The sequence below is a fragment of the Streptomyces sp. CB01249 genome (assembly GCF_001905735.1).
In the GTDB taxonomy this organism is placed as follows: Bacteria; Actinomycetota; Actinomycetes; order Streptomycetales; family Streptomycetaceae; genus Streptomyces.
In genome coordinates, this window is the sequence record NZ_LISW01000005.1 from 97,318 (window position 1) to 113,080 (window position 15,763).

A 15,763-nucleotide genomic window follows, 5' to 3' on the forward strand; every position below is an offset into this window, starting at 1 on the left:
CACAAGTCTATGGGGCGGCGGGCCGGGGGGCGTACGCACAGTCGCGCGCCCCTCGCAGGTGCGCATACGCCCCCCGAGCGTGACCAGATCCCCCGGTGCGGCGTTGGTCAAGAGAGATTGACCGAAGCGAGCCGCCCTGGTGCGGCCCGATCCCTTTCAACGCCGGTTCGAGAGGCTTCTTCATGGCCGACCACGCAACCCACGACGCCCAAGCGCGGGCCAGCCTGCATCTCCTGGTGCGGGACATCGAGCGGGTCCGGCGGCAGGTGGACGCACTGCGCACGCTCACCGCACAGCTGGGCAACGTCTACCGTCCGCGCCGCTCCGGCCCGTCCGCGGGCTTCGTCGTCTACGGCAGGGCCCCGGCCCCGACGGTCAGACTGGCCCAGGAACTGCGGGACAGCGTCGAGACGCTGGTCACGGCGGCCGTGGACTTCGACCGCTCGCTGGGCTTCTCCTGGGACGCGGTGGGCTCCGCGCTCGGGGTCACCAAGCAGGCCGTCCACCGCCGTTACGGCTCACGGCGCACGACCCCGCAGCCCACGGCCCCCGAGTCCGCGGAGGTCATCCCCCAACGCGGCCCCACGGTCCCCGCAGCCCGAGCCCCCCAACCCCCCGCAGACCGCCCCAACCCCTTCCCGGGACCCCGCAACGGTTGACCCGGGGCTGAGCCGGGTCGTCCCCTCACACACGCGAGGGGACGACCCGCCTCACGCATCAAACGCGCCCGCACTCACACGTCAGTCGCGCCCGCGCAAAACAAGCACGTCAGCCAAAATCAAGCCCGTCCGGCGATTGAGGACAAACACCTCAACCGATGTCCACCGGATCCACCCGCACCCGAACCGCCCCCCCACCCCCACCGCGCGCCACGCGCGCAGCGCGCAACGCCGCAGCCAACGCCGCCCCACTCCCGGGCGGCACCCGCACCAGCGCCCGCTCCCAGACCTCCCCCGCCGGCGCCTCGAACGCCCGCCGGGGCCGCCCCGGCTCCGCGGCCGGCACCGGCACGGGCCCCAGCACCTCCGCGTCCCCGGGCAACCGCGCCCCCGCGAAGAACGCGGCCAGCGCCTCCGGCTCCCCCGTCACCGACGCCATCCGGGACACCGGCGGAAAGCCCAGCTCGGCCCGCTCCGCCAGCTCCCGCCGGGCGTGCCCGACCGGGTCCCAGCGGACCAGCGCCTGCACGGGCCGCAGCGTCGGCTCGGCGACGACCACCACCGTGCCGCCCTCCGGCCTCCCCCGGACCAGCGCGGCGGCGGACGTCCACCGGCGCAGCGCCTCCTCACCGGCGCGCAGGTCGGGCCGGCCGACCATCGCCCAGCCGTCGAGCAGGAGCGCCGCCGCGTACCCGCCCCCCTCGGCGACCGGCTCGGCGCCCGGCGTGCTGACGACCAGCGCGGGCTGGTCCGGCACCGAGTCGAGGACATGGTCACGCCCCGACGTCCGCACCGGCACCGCCGGGAACGCCCGGCCCAGCTCCTCGGCCGTGCGCCGGGCCCCCACGATCTGGGCGCGCAACCGCCGCCCCCCGCAGGCCACGCAGTGCCAGGACGTCTCGGCCCGCCCGCACCACGCGCAGTTCAGGTCCTGCTGGTCCGGCGCCTCCAGCGGCCCCGCGCACTGCCGGCAGCGGGCGGGCTCCCGGCAGCGTTCGCAGGCGAGCCGGGGGGCGTAACCCCGCCGGGGCACCTGGACCAGCACCGGCCCGGTGCGCAGCCCGTCCCGGACGGTCTGCCAGGCGAGGCTGGGCAGCCGGGCGGCCCGGGCAGCCCCGTCCCGCGCGAGCTCGCCGTCGCCCACGGTGCGGATGACGGGCGCCGCCACCCGCACCTGCTCCCGGTCGGCGCGCAGCGGCAGCGCCCACCCGCTCTCCACGAGCTGCGCGGCCTCCACCGTGCAGCTGACGGAGCCGAGCAGAAAGGCGCACCGGCCGTGCGTGGCCCGCAGCTCCAGGACCTCGCGGACATGCGGGAAGGGAGCGCGGTCGTCGCTGTGGCTGGAGTCACCGTCGTCCCAGACGACGACGAGCCCGAGGTCGGCGACGGGCGCGAACATCGCCGCCCTGGTCCCCACCACCGCCCGGACGGAGCCGCGCCGCACGGCGAGCCATTCCCGGTACCGCTTCCCGGGCCCGGAACCGGCGGTGAGCAGCGCGTGCCGCCCCTCGCCGAGCAGGGCGGTGAGCGCGGCGTCGACCCGGGCGGCGGTCCGCCCGTCGGGGACGACGACGAGGGCGCCGCGCCCGGAGGACAGGGTCGCGGCGACGGCGGTGGCGATCTCGGCGGGCCAGTGCGGTCCGGGCAGCGCGGTCCACACGGCCCGGGGGGCGCCCCCGCCGGCCAGCGCGGAGAGGAACGCGGGCCCCTGCGCGTACCGCTCCCAGCTCCCGGGGGCGGGGGGCGCGGGGGCGGGCAGGGGCGCGGGCGACGGCTTCGCCTCGGCCTGCGCGTTGCGCGGGGGGACGGCGAGCTGGAGGACGTCGGCGAGGCTGCCCGCGTACCGGTCGGCGACGGCGCGGGCGAGGGCGAGGAGGCCGGGGCCGAGGACCGGCTCGGGCGAGACGACGGAGGCGAGGGCGGCGAGCGCCCCGTTGTAGTCGGACTCGGCCAGCCGCTCGATGAGGAAGCCGTCCACGAGCCCGCCTCCCTCGCGCCGCCCGCCGCGCACATTGCGGCCCCCGGCGCCGAAGCGGACCCGGACGCGGACCCCGGGCTGCGCGTCGGCGTCCAGCTCCTCGGGGACGGCGTAGTCGAAGTACTGGTCGAGATGGAGCGCGCCCTTGTTGACGAGGACGCGGGCGACGGGCAGCTCCTTGGCGAGGGCGGCACCGCGCCAGGTGCGCGGCTTGGCGCGCGGCACGTCGGCCCGGCGGACGGCCTCCCGGATCAGCGCAAGCTGTTCCGGCGCCCCCGGCTCGTCGGACCGCTCGTTCTCGCTGCTCACAGCTCCATCCCTACCAGACGCCTCGGACAACGGCGCCGCCCGTCCCCGTACCCCTCCGCCGTGAAACGCCGGAGCCCGGACACCGTGACGGCGTCCGGGCTCCGGCGGATGACCGGCGTTGCGGTGCTTACAGACCGGCGGCGGCGCGCAGCGCGTCCACCCGGTCCGTGCGCTCCCAGGTGAAGTCGGGCAGCTCGCGGCCGAAGTGGCCGTACGCGGCGGTCTGCGCGTAGATCGGGCGCAGCAGGTCGAGGTCGCGGATGATCGCGGCCGGGCGGAGGTCGAAGACCTCGCCGATGGCGTGCTCGATCTTCTCGGTCTCGATCGCGGCGGTCCCGAAGGTCTCCACGAAGAGGCCCACCGGCTCGGCCTTGCCGATCGCGTACGCGACCTGGACCTCGCAGCGGGCGGCGAGACCTGCGGCGACGACGTTCTTGGCGACCCAGCGCATGGCGTAGGCGGCCGAGCGGTCCACCTTCGACGGGTCCTTGCCGGAGAAGGCGCCGCCGCCGTGGCGGGCCATGCCCCCGTAGGTGTCGATGATGATCTTGCGGCCGGTGAGACCGGCGTCGCCCATCGGGCCGCCGATCTCGAAGCGGCCGGTCGGGTTGACCAGCAGGCGGTAGCCCTCGGTGTCGAGCTTGATGCCGTCCTCGATGAGCTGGTTCAGCACGTGCTCGACCACGAACTCGCGGATGTCGGGCGCGAGCAGCGAGTCGAGGTCGATGTCGCTGGCGTGCTGCGAGGAGACGACGACCGTGTCGAGGCGGACGGCCTTGTCACCGTCGTACTCGATGGTGACCTGGGTCTTGCCGTCGGGGCGCAGGTACGGGATGGTCCCGTTCTTGCGGACCTCGGACAGCCGGCGGGAGAGCCGGTGCGCGAGGAAGATCGGCAGCGGCATGAGCTCGGGGGTCTCGTCGCAGGCGTAGCCGAACATCAGGCCCTGGTCGCCGGCGCCCTGCTTGTCGAGCTCGTCCTCCTTTTCTCCGCGGGAGGACCCCTCGACCCGCTTCTCGTAGGCGGTGTCGACGCCCTGGGCGATGTCCGGGGACTGGGCCCCGATGGACACCGAGACGCCGCAGGAGGCGCCGTCGAAGCCCTTCTTCGAGGAGTCGTAGCCGATCTCCAGGACCTTGTTGCGGACCAGCGTCGGAATATCGGCGTACGCCTTGGTCGTGACCTCACCCGCGACGTGCACGAGACCGGTGGTGATCAGGGTCTCGACGGCGACGCGGGAGGACGGGTCCTCGCGCAGGAGCGCGTCGAGAATGGTGTCGCTGATCTGGTCGGCGATCTTGTCGGGGTGGCCCTCGGTCACGGACTCCGAGGTGAAGAGACGGCGGGACACATCGCTCCCTGGGGTTGCAGCGGCTGCTGGCTGATCATTGGCCGGACGGTCCGGGAGCTGCGCCCGGCACGGTCCAGGGAGCAGTTTATCGGTCGGCTCCGGCCGGCGGACAACGTGTCTCGCCCTTTGGCCGTCCTGTGACGCGTTCCACCAGGTCCGGAAGGCCCCGGAAGCCTGTTGCCGCAAGGTCCGGGACCGTGTCGCGGGGGTGTTGGCGGCCCCGGCGTGTCACCTGAAATTCATCCGAGGCGCGCCGCGACCAGGTCCCACACCGTGTCGGCCAGGGCCTCCTTGGGCCCGTACGGGACGGGGGTCTCGGTGCCGTCGGCGGCGAGCACCACGGCCTCGTTCTCCTCGGAGCCGAAGGTCTTGCGCTCCCCGACCTCGTTGACCACCAGCAGGTCGCAGCCCTTGCGGCGGAGCTTCTGGCGGCCGTTGGCCAGGACGTCGTCGGTCTCGGCGGCGAACCCGACGACGATCTGCCCGGGCGTGGCGCGCTCGGCGGAGACCTCGGCGAGGATGTCCGGGTTGCGGACCAGGGCGATCGGGGCGGGCTCCTGGCCGTCCTTCTTCTTGATCTTGCCGGTGGCGTACTCGGCGGGCCGGAAGTCGGCGACGGCGGCCGCCATGACCACCACGTCGGCGTCCCGGGCCGCCTTCAGCACGGCCTCGCGCAGCTGGGTCGCGGTTCCGGCGCGGACGACGTCGGCGCCGGACGGGTCGGGCAGCCCGGTGTTGGCCTCGACCAGGGTGACCCGGGCGCCGCGCGCGACGGCGGTGCGGGCGAGCGCGTAGCCCTGCTTGCCGGAGGAGCGGTTGCCGAGGTAGCGGACCGGGTCGAGGGGTTCCCTCGTACCGCCGGCGCTGATCACCACATGGCGGCCCGCGAGGTCGGGGGCGGCCGTGCCCCGGGCGAGGACCCGGCGGCAGACCTCGTAGATCTCGCCCGGGTCGGGGAGACGGCCCTTGCCGGTGTCGACGCCGGTGAGGCGGCCGACGGCGGGCTCGATGACGACGGCGCCCCGGCGGCGCAGCGTCGCGACGTTCTCCTGGGTGGCCGGGTGCTCCCACATCTCGGTGTGCATGGCCGGGGCGAAGACGACCGGACAGCGGGCGGTGAGCAGGGTGTTGGTGAGCAGGTCGTCGGCGAGGCCGTGGGCGGCCTTGGCCAGCATGTCGGCGGTGGCGGGAGCGACGACGACGAGGTCGGCGTGCTGCCCGATCCGGACGTGCGGCACCTCGTGGACGTCGTTCCAGACCTCGGTGGAGACGGGGTGTCCCGAGAGCGCCGACCAGGTGGCGGCGCCGACGAAGTGGAGGGCGGACGCGGTGGGGACGACCCGTACGTCGTGGCCGGACTCGGTCAGCCGGCGCAGCAGCTCGCACGCCTTGTACGCGGCGATGCCGCCGCTGACCCCCAGAACGACCTTCGGCTTGTCCACTGCGTCTCCCCGCACTCGGTTACGCACCCTGCGTACGTACGCCTCCATGCTGCCTCACGGGTACGCGCACCGGACGGTCGGCCCGGAGACACACCTCGGGCCCGGCGGATGTCCGCCGGGCCCGAGGTGAAGGTGCGTCTTCGCTGCTTACTGCGCGGGGCCCTCGATGGCCTCGGACGTGAGCAGGCCCGCGTTGATCTCGCGGAGCGCGATCGAGAGCGGCTTCTCGTGCACGTGGGTGTCGACGAGCGGACCGACGTACTCGAGGAGGCCCTCACCGAGCTGCGAGTAGTACGCGTTGATCTGGCGCGCGCGCTTGGCGGCGTAGATCACGAGGCTGTACTTCGAGTCGGTTGCTTCGAGGAGCTCATCAATCGGCGGGTTGATGATGCCCTCGGGCGTGGTGATGGAAGAGGACACGCTCTGCCTTCCGAAGGGGATGAAGATCAAAGAATTCTTTGACAGTCAGGGGCTTTGGTGCCGGGCCCCCGCTGCCGGTGTTTCACTCGCCGGCGGCGCGGTGGCCGGAAGCCTCCAGCATCAAGGCTAGCAGCTCACGTGCCACGTCCTCGACGGAGGTGTTGACGAGCGTCGTATCGAACTCCGCTTCGGCGGCCAGTTCCACCTTGGCGGCACCGAGCCGGCGTTCGATGACCTCGGGCGCCTCGGTCCCTCGGCCGGTGAGCCGGCGGACCAGCTCCTCCCAGCTCGGCGGGGCGAGGAAGACCAGCTGGGCGTCGGCCATCGACTGGCGGACCAGCCGGGCGCCCTGGAGGTCGATCTCCAGGAGCACCGGCTCCCCCGCCTCCAGCCGCTCCTGCACGGCGCGGCGCGGCGTGCCGTAGCGGTTGCCGGCGAACTCGGCCCACTCCAGCAGCTCACCGTTGGCGATCAGCTTGTCGAACTCCTCGTCGTCCACGAAGAAGTAGTGGACGCCGTTGCGTTCGCCGGGGCGGGGCTTGCGGGTCGTCGCCGACACCGAGAGCCACACCTCGGGGTGGACCTTGCGCATATGTGCGACGACCGTGCTCTTGCCGACCCCCGAGGGGCCGGAGAGCACGGTCAGCCGCGGACGTACGTCCGGGGGTACGGGGGACGTCCCCCGGGATGTTGCAGCCATGGAGCGATTATCCAGGTTCTCAGGGGTGCCTGAGAACGTCAGGCGGCGGTGCCGCCGAACTCGCGCTCCAGGGATGCGATCTGGTTGGAGCCAAGACCCCGCACACGACGGCTCTCGGAGATGCCGAGCCGCTCCATGATCTGCTTGGCACGGACCTTGCCCACACCGGGCAGGGACTCCAGCAGGGCGGAGACCTTCATCTTGCCGATGACGTCGTTCTCCTGGCCCGACTTGATGACCTCGTGGAGGGAGGCGCCGGAGTGCTTGAGTCGATTCTTGACCTCGGCCCGCTCCCGGCGAGCCGCGGCGGCCTTTTCGAGCGCGGCTGCGCGCTGTTCAGGGGTAAGGGGCGGAAGAGCCACGCCTACGTCACCTCGGATGTCGATCTGTCGGATACGGACCGGTGAGGCGGCGGGATCGCCCCTCACCTGCTGAGCCGCGAACACCCCGTGCGCGTCGGCTCTCGACGGAGACTAGCGGCCAAGGCCGCCGGAGTCAGCGAGAACAGACGAAAAGTCCTGGTCAGCCTCTGCCGACCAGGACTTTTCAGGCATAACCACCGAGTTTTTTCGTCAGGATTCCGTCAACACACGGTTACGTGGCAGGGTCAGCGGTCCGAGACGGCCGCGCGGACCTCGTCCGCGAACCGTCCGGCGGCCTCGCGCAGCCCCGCCACGTCCGGGCCGTGGCGCAGCACGCCCCGGCTCACGCTGGGCACCACATTGCGGACCGCGTCGCCGAAGACGCCCGGCAGATCGGCCGGGGTCGCCCCCTGCGCGCCGATGCCCGGGGCGAGCAGCGGCCCGTTGATCGCGAGGTCCACGCCCGCGTCGCCCAGCGTGGCGCCGACGACCGCGCCGACCGAGCCGAGCGGGGCGGCGCCCGCGTTCTCGGCGGCCATGTGGTCGAGCATCAGCTGCGCCAGCGGACGGCCGTCGGCAGCGGTGGCGCGCTGCACCTCGGCGCCCTCCGGGTTGGAGGTCAGCGCGAGGACGAAGACACCGGCGCCGGAGACCGCCGCCGCGTCGAGCGCGGGCCGCAGCGAGCCGAAGCCGAGGTACGGCGAGACGGTGACCGCGTCCGAGAACAGCGGCGAGTCCTTGTCCAGGTAGGTCGCCGCGTAGGCGCCCATGGTGGAGCCGATGTCGCCGCGCTTGGCGTCCATCAGGACCAGGGCACCGGCCGCGCGCGCCTCCTCGACGGCCTTCTCCAGGACGGCGATGCCGCGCGAGCCGAACCGCTCGAAGAACGCGGACTGCGGCTTGAGCACGGCGACCCGGTCGGCCAGCGCCTCGACGACCGTACGGGTGAAGCGCTCCAGGCCCGTCACGTCGTCGGGGAGCCCCCAGGCGCTGAGCAGGGAGGCGTGCGGGTCGATGCCGACGCAGAGCGGGCCTCGGGTGTCCATGGCGTGGCGCAGCCGGGCGCCGAAGGGTTCCAGGGTCATTTCGCTGCCTTCCGGGATTCCGCGCCGACGGCGTCGGCGAGCGTGGCGTACGGGGAGGCGGCCAGGCGCGCGGCCAGGCCCTTGTGGATCGCGCGGGCGTAGAACGGGCCCTCGTAGATGAAGGCGCTGTAGCCCTGGACGAGGGTGGCCCCGGCCAGGATGCGCTGCCAGGCGTCCTCGGCGTTCTCGACGCCTCCGACGCCCACCAGGGTGATCCGGTCGCCGACGCGGCTGTACAGGCGGCTCAGGACCTCCAGGGAGCGTTCCTTGAGGGGGGCGCCGGACAGGCCGCCGGTCTCCTTCACCAAGGACGCCGGGGACTTCAGGCCCAGGCCCTCGCGGGCGATGGTGGTGTTGGTGGCGATGATGCCGTCCAGGCCCAGCTCGACGGCCAGGTCGGCGACCGCGTCCACGTCCTCGTCCGCGAGGTCCGGGGCGATCTTGACGAGCAGCGGGACGCGGCGGTGGGTGACGGTGCGGTCGGCCGCCTCGCGCACGGCGGTGAGCAGCGGGCGCAGCGACTCGGTGGCCTGGAGGTTGCGCAGGCCGGGGGTGTTGGGCGAGGAGACGTTGACGACGAGGTAGTCGGCGTGGGCGGCCAGGCGCTCGGTGGACTTCACGTAGTCGGCGGCGGCGTCGGCCTCGGGGACGACCTTGGTCTTGCCGATGTTGACGCCGACGGTGGTGCGGAAGACCGGGTTGCGCGCGGCCAGGCGCTCGGCGACGGCGGCCGAGCCCTCGTTGTTGAAGCCCATGCGGTTGATGAGCGCGCGGTCCGCGACCAGGCGGAACAGCCGCTGCTTCTGGTTGCCGGGCTGCGGCTCGCCGGTCACGGTGCCGATCTCGACGTGGTCGAAGCCGAGCATCGCCATGCCGTCGATCGCGACCGCGTTCTTGTCGAAGCCGGCGGCGAGCCCGAAGGGGCCGTGCATCCGCAGGCCCAGGGCCTCGGTGCGCAGCTCCTTGTACCGGGGGGCGAGGGCGGCGGCCAGGAAGGTGCGCAGCACGGGGACGCGGGCGGCCAGGCGGATCCAGCGGAAGGCCAGGTAGTGGGCCTGCTCCGGGTCCATGCGCTTGAAGACCAGCTGGAAGAAGAACTTGTACATCACGGTGTCCTCATGAAGAGGGGGACACCGTTTCCGGTGTCCCCCTGTGGGCTTCCTAGTCGCGGGCCGCGGTCAGATGTTCCGCGTGTTCCTGGAGCGAACGGACGCCGACGTCTCCGCCGTTGAGGGCGTCGATGCCCTGGACGGCCGCGGCGAGCGCCTGGACCGTGGTCAGGCAGGGCACGGAGCGGGAGACGGCCGCGGTGCGGATCTCGTAGCCGTCGAGCCGGCCGCCGGTCCCGTACGGGGTGTTGACGATGAGGTCGACACCGCCCTCGTGGATCAGCTGGACGATGGTCGGCTCGCCGTTCGGACCGGCGCCCTCGGACTGCTTGCGCACGACCGTGGCGTTGATGCCGTTGCGCTTGAGGACCTCGGCGGTGCCGGAGGTGGCCAGCAGCTCGAAGCCGTGGGCGACCAGCTCGCGGGCCGGGAAGATCATCGAGCGCTTGTCGCGGTTGGCGACCGAGATGAAGGCGCGGCCCTTGGTGGGCAGCGGCCCGTAGGCACCGGCCTGCGACTTGGCGTACGCGGTGCCGAAGACCGAGTCGATGCCCATGACCTCGCCGGTGGAGCGCATCTCCGGGCCGAGGATGGTGTCGACGCCGCGGCCGTGGATGTCGCGGAAGCGCGACCACGGCATGACGGCCTCCTTGACGGAGATCGGCGCGTCCAGCGGCAGCGTGCCGCCGTCACCGGTCTTCGGCAGCAGGCCCTCCTCGCGCAGCTCGGCGACGGTCGCGCCCAGCGAGATCCGGGCGGCGGCCTTGGCGAGCGGGACCGCGGTCGCCTTCGAGGTGAAGGGCACGGTCCGGGAGGCGCGCGGGTTGGCCTCCAGGACGTAGAGGATGTCGCCGGAGAGCGCGAACTGGATGTTGATCAGGCCGCGGACGCCGACGCCCTTGGCGATGGCCTCCGTGGAGGCGCGCAGCCGCTTGACGTCGTGGCCGCCGAGGGTGATCGGCGGCAGCGCGCAGGCGGAGTCGCCGGAGTGGATGCCGGCCTCCTCGATGTGCTCCATGACGCCGCCGAGGTAGAGCTCGGTGCCGTCGTAGAGGGCGTCGACGTCGATCTCGATGGCGTCGTCGAGGAAGCGGTCGACCAGGACCGGCCGGGTGGGGCTGATCTCGGTGGACTCGGAGATGTACGCGGAGAGCCGGGCCTCGTCGTACACGATCTCCATGCCGCGCCCGCCGAGCACGTACGACGGGCGTACGAGGACGGGGTAGCCGATCTCGTCGGCGATCGCCTTGGCCTCGGCGAAGGTCGTCGCGGTGCCGTGCTTGGGGGCGGGCAGGCCGGCCTCGGCCAGGACGCGGCCGAAGGCGCCGCGGTCCTCGGCGGCGTGGATCGCCTCCGGGGAGGTGCCGACGACGGGCACGCCGTTGTCCTTGAGCGCCTGCGACAGGCCCAGCGGGGTCTGGCCGCCGAGCTGGACGACGACGCCCGCGATCGGGCCCGCCAGGGACTCGGCGTGCACGATCTCCAGCACGTCTTCGAGCGTCAGCGGCTCGAAGTACAGGCGGTCGGAGGTGTCGTAGTCGGTGGAGACCGTCTCCGGGTTGCAGTTGACCATCACGGTCTCGTAGCCGGCGTCGCTGAGCGCGAAGGAGGCGTGGACGCAGGAGTAGTCGAACTCGATGCCCTGGCCGATGCGGTTGGGGCCGGAGCCCAGGATGATCACCGCGGGCTTGGTGCGGGACGCGACCTCGGTCTCCTCGTCGTACGAGGAGTAGAAGTACGGGGTCTTCGCGGCGAACTCGGCGGCGCAGGTGTCGACCGTCTTGTAGACCGGGCGGATGCCGAGCGCGTGGCGGACCTCGCGGACGACGTCCTCGCGCAGGTCGCGGATCTCGGCGATCTGGACGTCGGAGAAGCCGTGCCGCTTGGCCTCGGCCAGCAGCTCGGGGACGAGCTTGTCGGCGGCGGCCAGCTCGTCGGCGATCTCCTTGATCAGGAAGAGCTGGTCCACGAACCAGGGGTCGATCTTCGTGGCGTCGAAGACCTCCTCCTGGGTGGCACCGGCCCGGATCGCCTGCATGACGGCGTTGATGCGGCCGTCGGTCGGGCGGACCGCCTCGGCCAGCAGCTCGGCCTTGTCGCCGGGGTCGCCGGTGAAGGTGAACTGCGAGCCCTTCTTCTCCAGGGAGCGCAGGGCCTTCTGGAGCGCCTCGGTGAAGTTCCGGCCGATCGCCATGGCCTCGCCCACCGACTTCATGGTGGTGGTGAGGGTGGAGTCGGCGGAGGGGAACTTCTCGAAGGCGAACCGCGGGGCCTTCACGACGACGTAGTCGAGGGTCGGCTCGAAGGAGGCCGGGGTCTTCTCGGTGATGTCGTTCGGGATCTCGTCCAGCGTGTAGCCGACGGCCAGCTTGGCGGCGATCTTGGCGATCGGGAAGCCGGTGGCCTTGGAGGCGAGCGCCGAGGAGCGGGAGACGCGCGGGTTCATCTCGATGACGATGACGCGGCCGTCGGTGGGGTCGATCGCGAACTGGATGTTGCAGCCGCCGGTGTCGACGCCCACCTCGCGGATGATCGCGATGCCGATGTCGCGCAGCCGCTGGTACTCGCGGTCGGTGAGGGTCATCGCCGGGGCGACGGTGATCGAGTCACCGGTGTGGACGCCCATCGGGTCGAAGTTCTCGATGGAGCAGACGACCACGACGTTGTCGTTGCGGTCGCGCATCAGCTCCAGCTCGTACTCCTTCCAGCCGAGGATGGACTCTTCGAGCAGCACCTCGGTGGTCGGGGAGAGCGTGAGGCCCTGGCCCGCGATGCGGCGCAGCTCCTCCTCGTCGTGGGCGAAGCCGGAGCCGGCGCCGCCCATGGTGAAGGAGGGGCGGACGACGACGGGGTAGCCGCCGAGCGTGTCGACGCCGGCGAGGACGTCGTCCATGGAGTGGCAGATGACCGAGCGGGCGGACTCGCCGTAGCCGATCTTCGCCTTGACGGCCTCCACGACGCCCTTGAAGAGGTCGCGGTCCTCGCCCTTGTTGATGGCCTCGACGTTGGCGCCGATGAGCTCGACGCCGTACTTCTCCAGGACACCGTTCTCGTGCATGGAGATCGCGGTGTTCAGCGCGGTCTGGCCGCCCAGGGTGGGCAGCAGCGCGTCGGGGCGCTCCTTCGCGATGATCTTCTCGACGAACTCCGGGGTGATCGGCTCGACGTACGTGGCGTCGGCGATCTCCGGGTCGGTCATGATCGTCGCGGGGTTGGAGTTGACCAGGATGACGCGCAGGCCCTCGGCCTTGAGCACGCGGCACGCCTGGGTGCCGGAGTAGTCGAACTCGGCGGCCTGCCCGATGACGATCGGGCCGGAGCCGATGACCAGGACGGACTGGATATCGGAGCGCTTAGGCACGCTGGCCCTCCATCAGGGAAACGAAGCGGTCGAAGAGGTACGCGGCGTCGTGCGGGCCGGCGGCCGCCTCGGGGTGGTACTGGACGCTGAAGGCCGGCCGGTCGAGCAGCTGAAGGCCCTCGACCACCTGGTCGTTCAGGCATACGTGGGAGACCTCGGCGCGCCCGTAGGCGGTGTCGGAGACCTTGTCGAGGGGGGCGTCGACGGCGAAGCCGTGGTTGTGCGCGGTGACCTCGACCTTGCCGGTCGAGCGGTCCTGCACGGGCTGGTTGATGCCGCGGTGGCCGTACTTCAGCTTGTACGTGCCGAAGCCGAGCGCGCGGCCCAGGATCTGGTTGCCGAAGCAGATGCCGAAGAGCGGGGTCTGCCGCTCCAGGACGCCCTGCATCAGCGCGACGGGGTGGTCGGCGGTGGAGGGGTCGCCGGGGCCGTTGGAGAAGAAGACGCCGTCCGGGGCGACCGCGTAGACCTCCTCCAGGGTGGCGGTGGCGGGCAGCACGTGGACCTCGATGCCGCGCTCGGCCATCCGGTGCGGGGTCATGCCCTTGATGCCGAGGTCGACCGCGGCGACCGTGAACTTCTTGGTCCCGATCGCGGGGACGACGTACGCCTCCTTGGTGGCGACCTCCGCGGACAGGTCGGCGCCCTTCATCTCGGGGGCCTCCTGGACGCGGGCCAGCATCGCCGCCTCGTCGGCGACCGCGTCGCCGGAGAAGATGCCGACGCGCATGGCGCCGCGCTCGCGCAGGTGGCGGGTGAGGGCGCGGGTGTCGATGCCGCTGATGCCGACGACGCCCTGGTTCGCCAGCTCCTCGTCGAGGGTGCGGCGGGAGCGCCAGTTGGAGGGGGTGCGGGCGGGGTCGCGGACGACGTAGCCGGAGACCCAGATCCGCTTCGACTCGGGGTCCTCGTCGTTGACGCCGGTGTTGCCGACGTGCGGGGCGGTCATCACGACGACCTGGCGGTGGTACGAGGGGTCGGTCAGCGTCTCCTGGTAGCCGGTCATGCCGGTGGAGAAGACCGCCTCGCCGAAGGTCTCCCCCACAGCCCCGTAGGCGCGGCCGCGGAAGATGCGGCCGTCCTCCAGGACGAGTACGGCGGGAACCTGGGCTCCCCGGGTGGAGGTCGTCATCGTGCGATGCCTTCCGTAGTGCTGGTGAGGTGGTTGACGGCGTCGACCCAGGCGGGGTGTTCGGCCGAGTGGTCGGAGCGGAATCCGGAGTCGATCAGCCGGTCGCCGAGCGCCCAGGTGATGACGAGGAGTCCGCCCTCGGGCAGGACCTTGCCCGCCAGTGCCTTCTCGGTGCGGGCGCCGCGCAGGTCGGCGGCCGGGACGAAGAAGTCCGCGGCGCCGGGCCGTACGACGTCGAGCCCCTCGGCGGTGAGGGTGAGCTCGACGCGGCTGCGGGTGCCGAGGCCGTGGGCGACGATCCGGTCGAGCCACTGCCCGGCCGTGGTCGACGCGTGGTAGCGGCCGGAGAGGGTGAGCAGCTTCTCGCCGTCCGCGAAGCCCTCGGGCGCGGTGGCCGGGGCGGGCAGGTCGGACTGGAGGTTTCCGCGCCACTTCCAGCCCTGGCGCATCAGCCAGTAGACGAACGCGACGAGGACGAGGAGTCCGATCACCCAGCTGATCCGGGCGGACCAGTCGGTGACTTCCGCCGACTTCTGCTCGGCGGCGAGTTGGTACAGGGTCTGTGTTGTCACGCGAGCTTCCCGTCGACGACCGTGGCACGGCCCCGCAGGAAGGTGTGGGTCACTCGGCCCGGCAGCTCGCGCCCCTCGTACGGGGTGTTGCGGCTGCGGGAGGCGAAGCCCGCGGGGTCCACCTCTCCACGGTATGCCGGATCGACCAGCGTGAGGTTGGCAGGCTCACCGGCCGAGACGGGGCGGCCGTGTCCGTCGAGCCGTCCGATGGCCGCGGGACGGGCCGACATGCGGTCGGCGACGCCGGCCCAGTCGAGCAGCCCGGTCTCGACCATCGTCTGCTGGACGACGGAGAGCGCGGTCTCCAGGCCCACCATGCCCATGGCGGCCGCGGCCCACTCGCAGTCCTTGTCCTCGTGCGGGTGCGGGGCGTGGTCGGTGGCGACGCAGTCGATCGTGCCGTCGGCCAGCGCCTCGCGCAGCGCCAGCACGTCGGCCTCGGTGCGCAGCGGCGGGTTCACCTTGTAGACCGGGTTGTAGCTCCGGACGAGCTCGTCGGTGAGGAGCAGGTGGTGCGGGGTGACCTCGGCGGTGACGTTCCAGCCCTTGGACTTGGCCCAGCGCACGATCTCCACGGAGCCCGCGGTCGACAGGTGGCAGATGTGGACCCGGGAGCCGACGTGCGCGGCGAGCAGGACGTCGCGGGCGATGATCGACTCCTCGGCGACGGCGGGCCAGCCGCCGAGGCCCAGCTCGGCCGAGACGACGCCCTCGTTCATCTGGGCGCCCTCGGTGAGGCGGGGCTCCTGGGCGTGCTGGGCGACGACGCCGTCGAACGCCTTCACGTACTCCAGGGCGCGGCGCATGATGACCGCGTCGTCCACGCACTTGCCGTCGTCGGAGAAGACCTTCACCCCGGCGGCGGAGTCGTGCATGGCGCCGAGCTCGGCGAGCTGCTTGCCCTCCAGGCCGACGGTGACGGCCCCGACGGGCTGGACGTCGCAGTAGCCGGACTCCTTGCCGAGGCGCCAGACCTGCTCGACCACACCGGCGGTGTCGGCGACCGGGAAGGTGTTGGCCATGGCGTGGACGGCGGTGAAGCCACCGGCCGCGGCGGCCTTGGTGCCGGTGAGGACGGTCTCGGAGTCCTCGCGGCCGGGCTCGCGCAGATGGGTGTGGAGGTCGACCAGGCCGGGGAGCAGGACCTGGCCCGCCGCCTCGATCACGGTGGCGTCGCCGGCGTCGAGGCCGGTGCCGACGGCGGCGATGGTCTCGCCGTCGATGAGGACGTCCTGCGGGTCGCCGCCGAGTACCTTCGCACCGCGGATAAGGATCTTGCTCAT

At 72.2% G+C, this 15,763-nt stretch carries 13 protein-coding genes; 1 reads left to right on the plus strand and 12 read right to left on the minus strand.

What is annotated here, in order from left to right:
• Positions 1 to 182: 182 nt before the first annotated feature.
• A complete protein-coding gene (locus tag AMK18_RS23055) occupies positions 183 to 659 on the plus strand; it encodes a hypothetical protein (RefSeq protein WP_018103918.1) in 477 nt (158 codons plus the stop codon).
• Positions 660 to 810: 151 nt separating this feature from the next.
• Here AMK18_RS23055 and AMK18_RS23060 read toward each other — a convergent pair whose 3' ends face one another.
• The 12 genes from AMK18_RS23060 to AMK18_RS23115 form a co-directional block, all read right to left on the minus strand.
• Positions 811 to 2,946 (minus strand): primosomal protein N', encoded by a 2,136-nt coding sequence (locus AMK18_RS23060; protein WP_073864324.1) that lies wholly within the window; start codon positions 2,944 to 2,946, stop codon positions 811 to 813.
• 127 nt (positions 2,947 to 3,073) lie between these two features.
• The gene (gene metK / locus AMK18_RS23065) at positions 3,074 to 4,297 is read right to left on the minus strand and encodes a methionine adenosyltransferase (protein WP_073864325.1); all 1,224 of its coding nucleotides are present in this window, start codon (positions 4,295 to 4,297) and stop codon (positions 3,074 to 3,076) included.
• Positions 4,298 to 4,536: 239 nt separating this feature from the next.
• A complete protein-coding gene (gene coaBC / locus AMK18_RS23070; protein WP_018103915.1) occupies positions 4,537 to 5,739 on the minus strand; it encodes a bifunctional phosphopantothenoylcysteine decarboxylase/phosphopantothenate--cysteine ligase CoaBC in 1,203 nt (400 codons plus the stop codon).
• 147 nt (positions 5,740 to 5,886) lie between these two features.
• Entirely contained in the window at positions 5,887 to 6,159 is a 273-nt protein-coding gene (gene rpoZ, locus AMK18_RS23075; RefSeq protein ID WP_003970369.1) for a DNA-directed RNA polymerase subunit omega, read from the minus strand.
• Between the two features lie 82 nt (positions 6,160 to 6,241).
• Positions 6,242 to 6,859 (minus strand): guanylate kinase, encoded by a 618-nt coding sequence (gene gmk / locus AMK18_RS23080; protein ID WP_026171628.1) that lies wholly within the window; start codon positions 6,857 to 6,859, stop codon positions 6,242 to 6,244.
• 38 nt (positions 6,860 to 6,897) lie between these two features.
• Positions 6,898 to 7,221, minus strand: coding sequence for an integration host factor (locus AMK18_RS23085; RefSeq protein ID WP_018103912.1), 324 nt, complete (start codon positions 7,219 to 7,221; stop codon positions 6,898 to 6,900).
• Positions 7,222 to 7,466: 245 nt separating this feature from the next.
• The gene (pyrF, locus tag AMK18_RS23090) at positions 7,467 to 8,306 is read right to left on the minus strand and encodes an orotidine-5'-phosphate decarboxylase (RefSeq protein ID WP_018103911.1); all 840 of its coding nucleotides are present in this window, start codon (positions 8,304 to 8,306) and stop codon (positions 7,467 to 7,469) included.
• Positions 8,303 to 9,412, minus strand: coding sequence for a quinone-dependent dihydroorotate dehydrogenase (locus tag AMK18_RS23095; RefSeq protein WP_073864327.1), 1,110 nt, complete (start codon positions 9,410 to 9,412; stop codon positions 8,303 to 8,305). Before AMK18_RS23095 ends, pyrF begins: the two co-directional genes overlap by 4 nt.
• Positions 9,413 to 9,467: 55 nt before the next feature.
• Complete coding sequence (gene carB / locus AMK18_RS23100) at positions 9,468 to 12,776, minus strand: carbamoyl-phosphate synthase large subunit (RefSeq protein ID WP_073864329.1); 3,309 nt, start codon at positions 12,774 to 12,776, stop codon at positions 9,468 to 9,470.
• Positions 12,769 to 13,908 (minus strand): glutamine-hydrolyzing carbamoyl-phosphate synthase small subunit, encoded by a 1,140-nt coding sequence (gene carA, locus AMK18_RS23105; protein ID WP_073864330.1) that lies wholly within the window; start codon positions 13,906 to 13,908, stop codon positions 12,769 to 12,771. Before carA ends, carB begins: the two co-directional genes overlap by 8 nt.
• Positions 13,905 to 14,480 (minus strand): PH-like domain-containing protein, encoded by a 576-nt coding sequence (locus AMK18_RS23110; protein ID WP_018103907.1) that lies wholly within the window; start codon positions 14,478 to 14,480, stop codon positions 13,905 to 13,907. The genes carA and AMK18_RS23110 overlap by 4 nt, the downstream gene beginning before the upstream one ends.
• Positions 14,477 to 15,763: a dihydroorotase gene (locus AMK18_RS23115; protein WP_018103906.1), complete on the minus strand. Its 1,287-nt coding sequence runs from the start codon at positions 15,761 to 15,763 to the stop codon at positions 14,477 to 14,479. Before AMK18_RS23115 ends, AMK18_RS23110 begins: the two co-directional genes overlap by 4 nt.

Excerpts from the sequence above, each read along its gene's own strand:
- AMK18_RS23055 (WP_018103918.1), top strand. The coding sequence starts at position 183 with ATGGCCGACCACGCAACCCACGACGCCCAAGCGCGGGCCAGCCTGCAT.
- gmk (WP_026171628.1), bottom strand. The coding sequence starts at position 6,859 with ATGGCTGCAACATCCCGGGGGACGTCCCCCGTACCCCCGGACGTACGT.
- pyrF (WP_018103911.1), bottom strand. The coding sequence starts at position 8,306 with ATGACCCTGGAACCCTTCGGCGCCCGGCTGCGCCACGCCATGGACACC.
- AMK18_RS23095 (WP_073864327.1), bottom strand. The coding sequence starts at position 9,412 with ATGTACAAGTTCTTCTTCCAGCTGGTCTTCAAGCGCATGGACCCGGAG.
- carA (WP_073864330.1), bottom strand. The coding sequence starts at position 13,908 with ATGACGACCTCCACCCGGGGAGCCCAGGTTCCCGCCGTACTCGTCCTG.
- AMK18_RS23115 (WP_018103906.1), bottom strand. The coding sequence starts at position 15,763 with ATGAGCAAGATCCTTATCCGCGGTGCGAAGGTACTCGGCGGCGACCCG.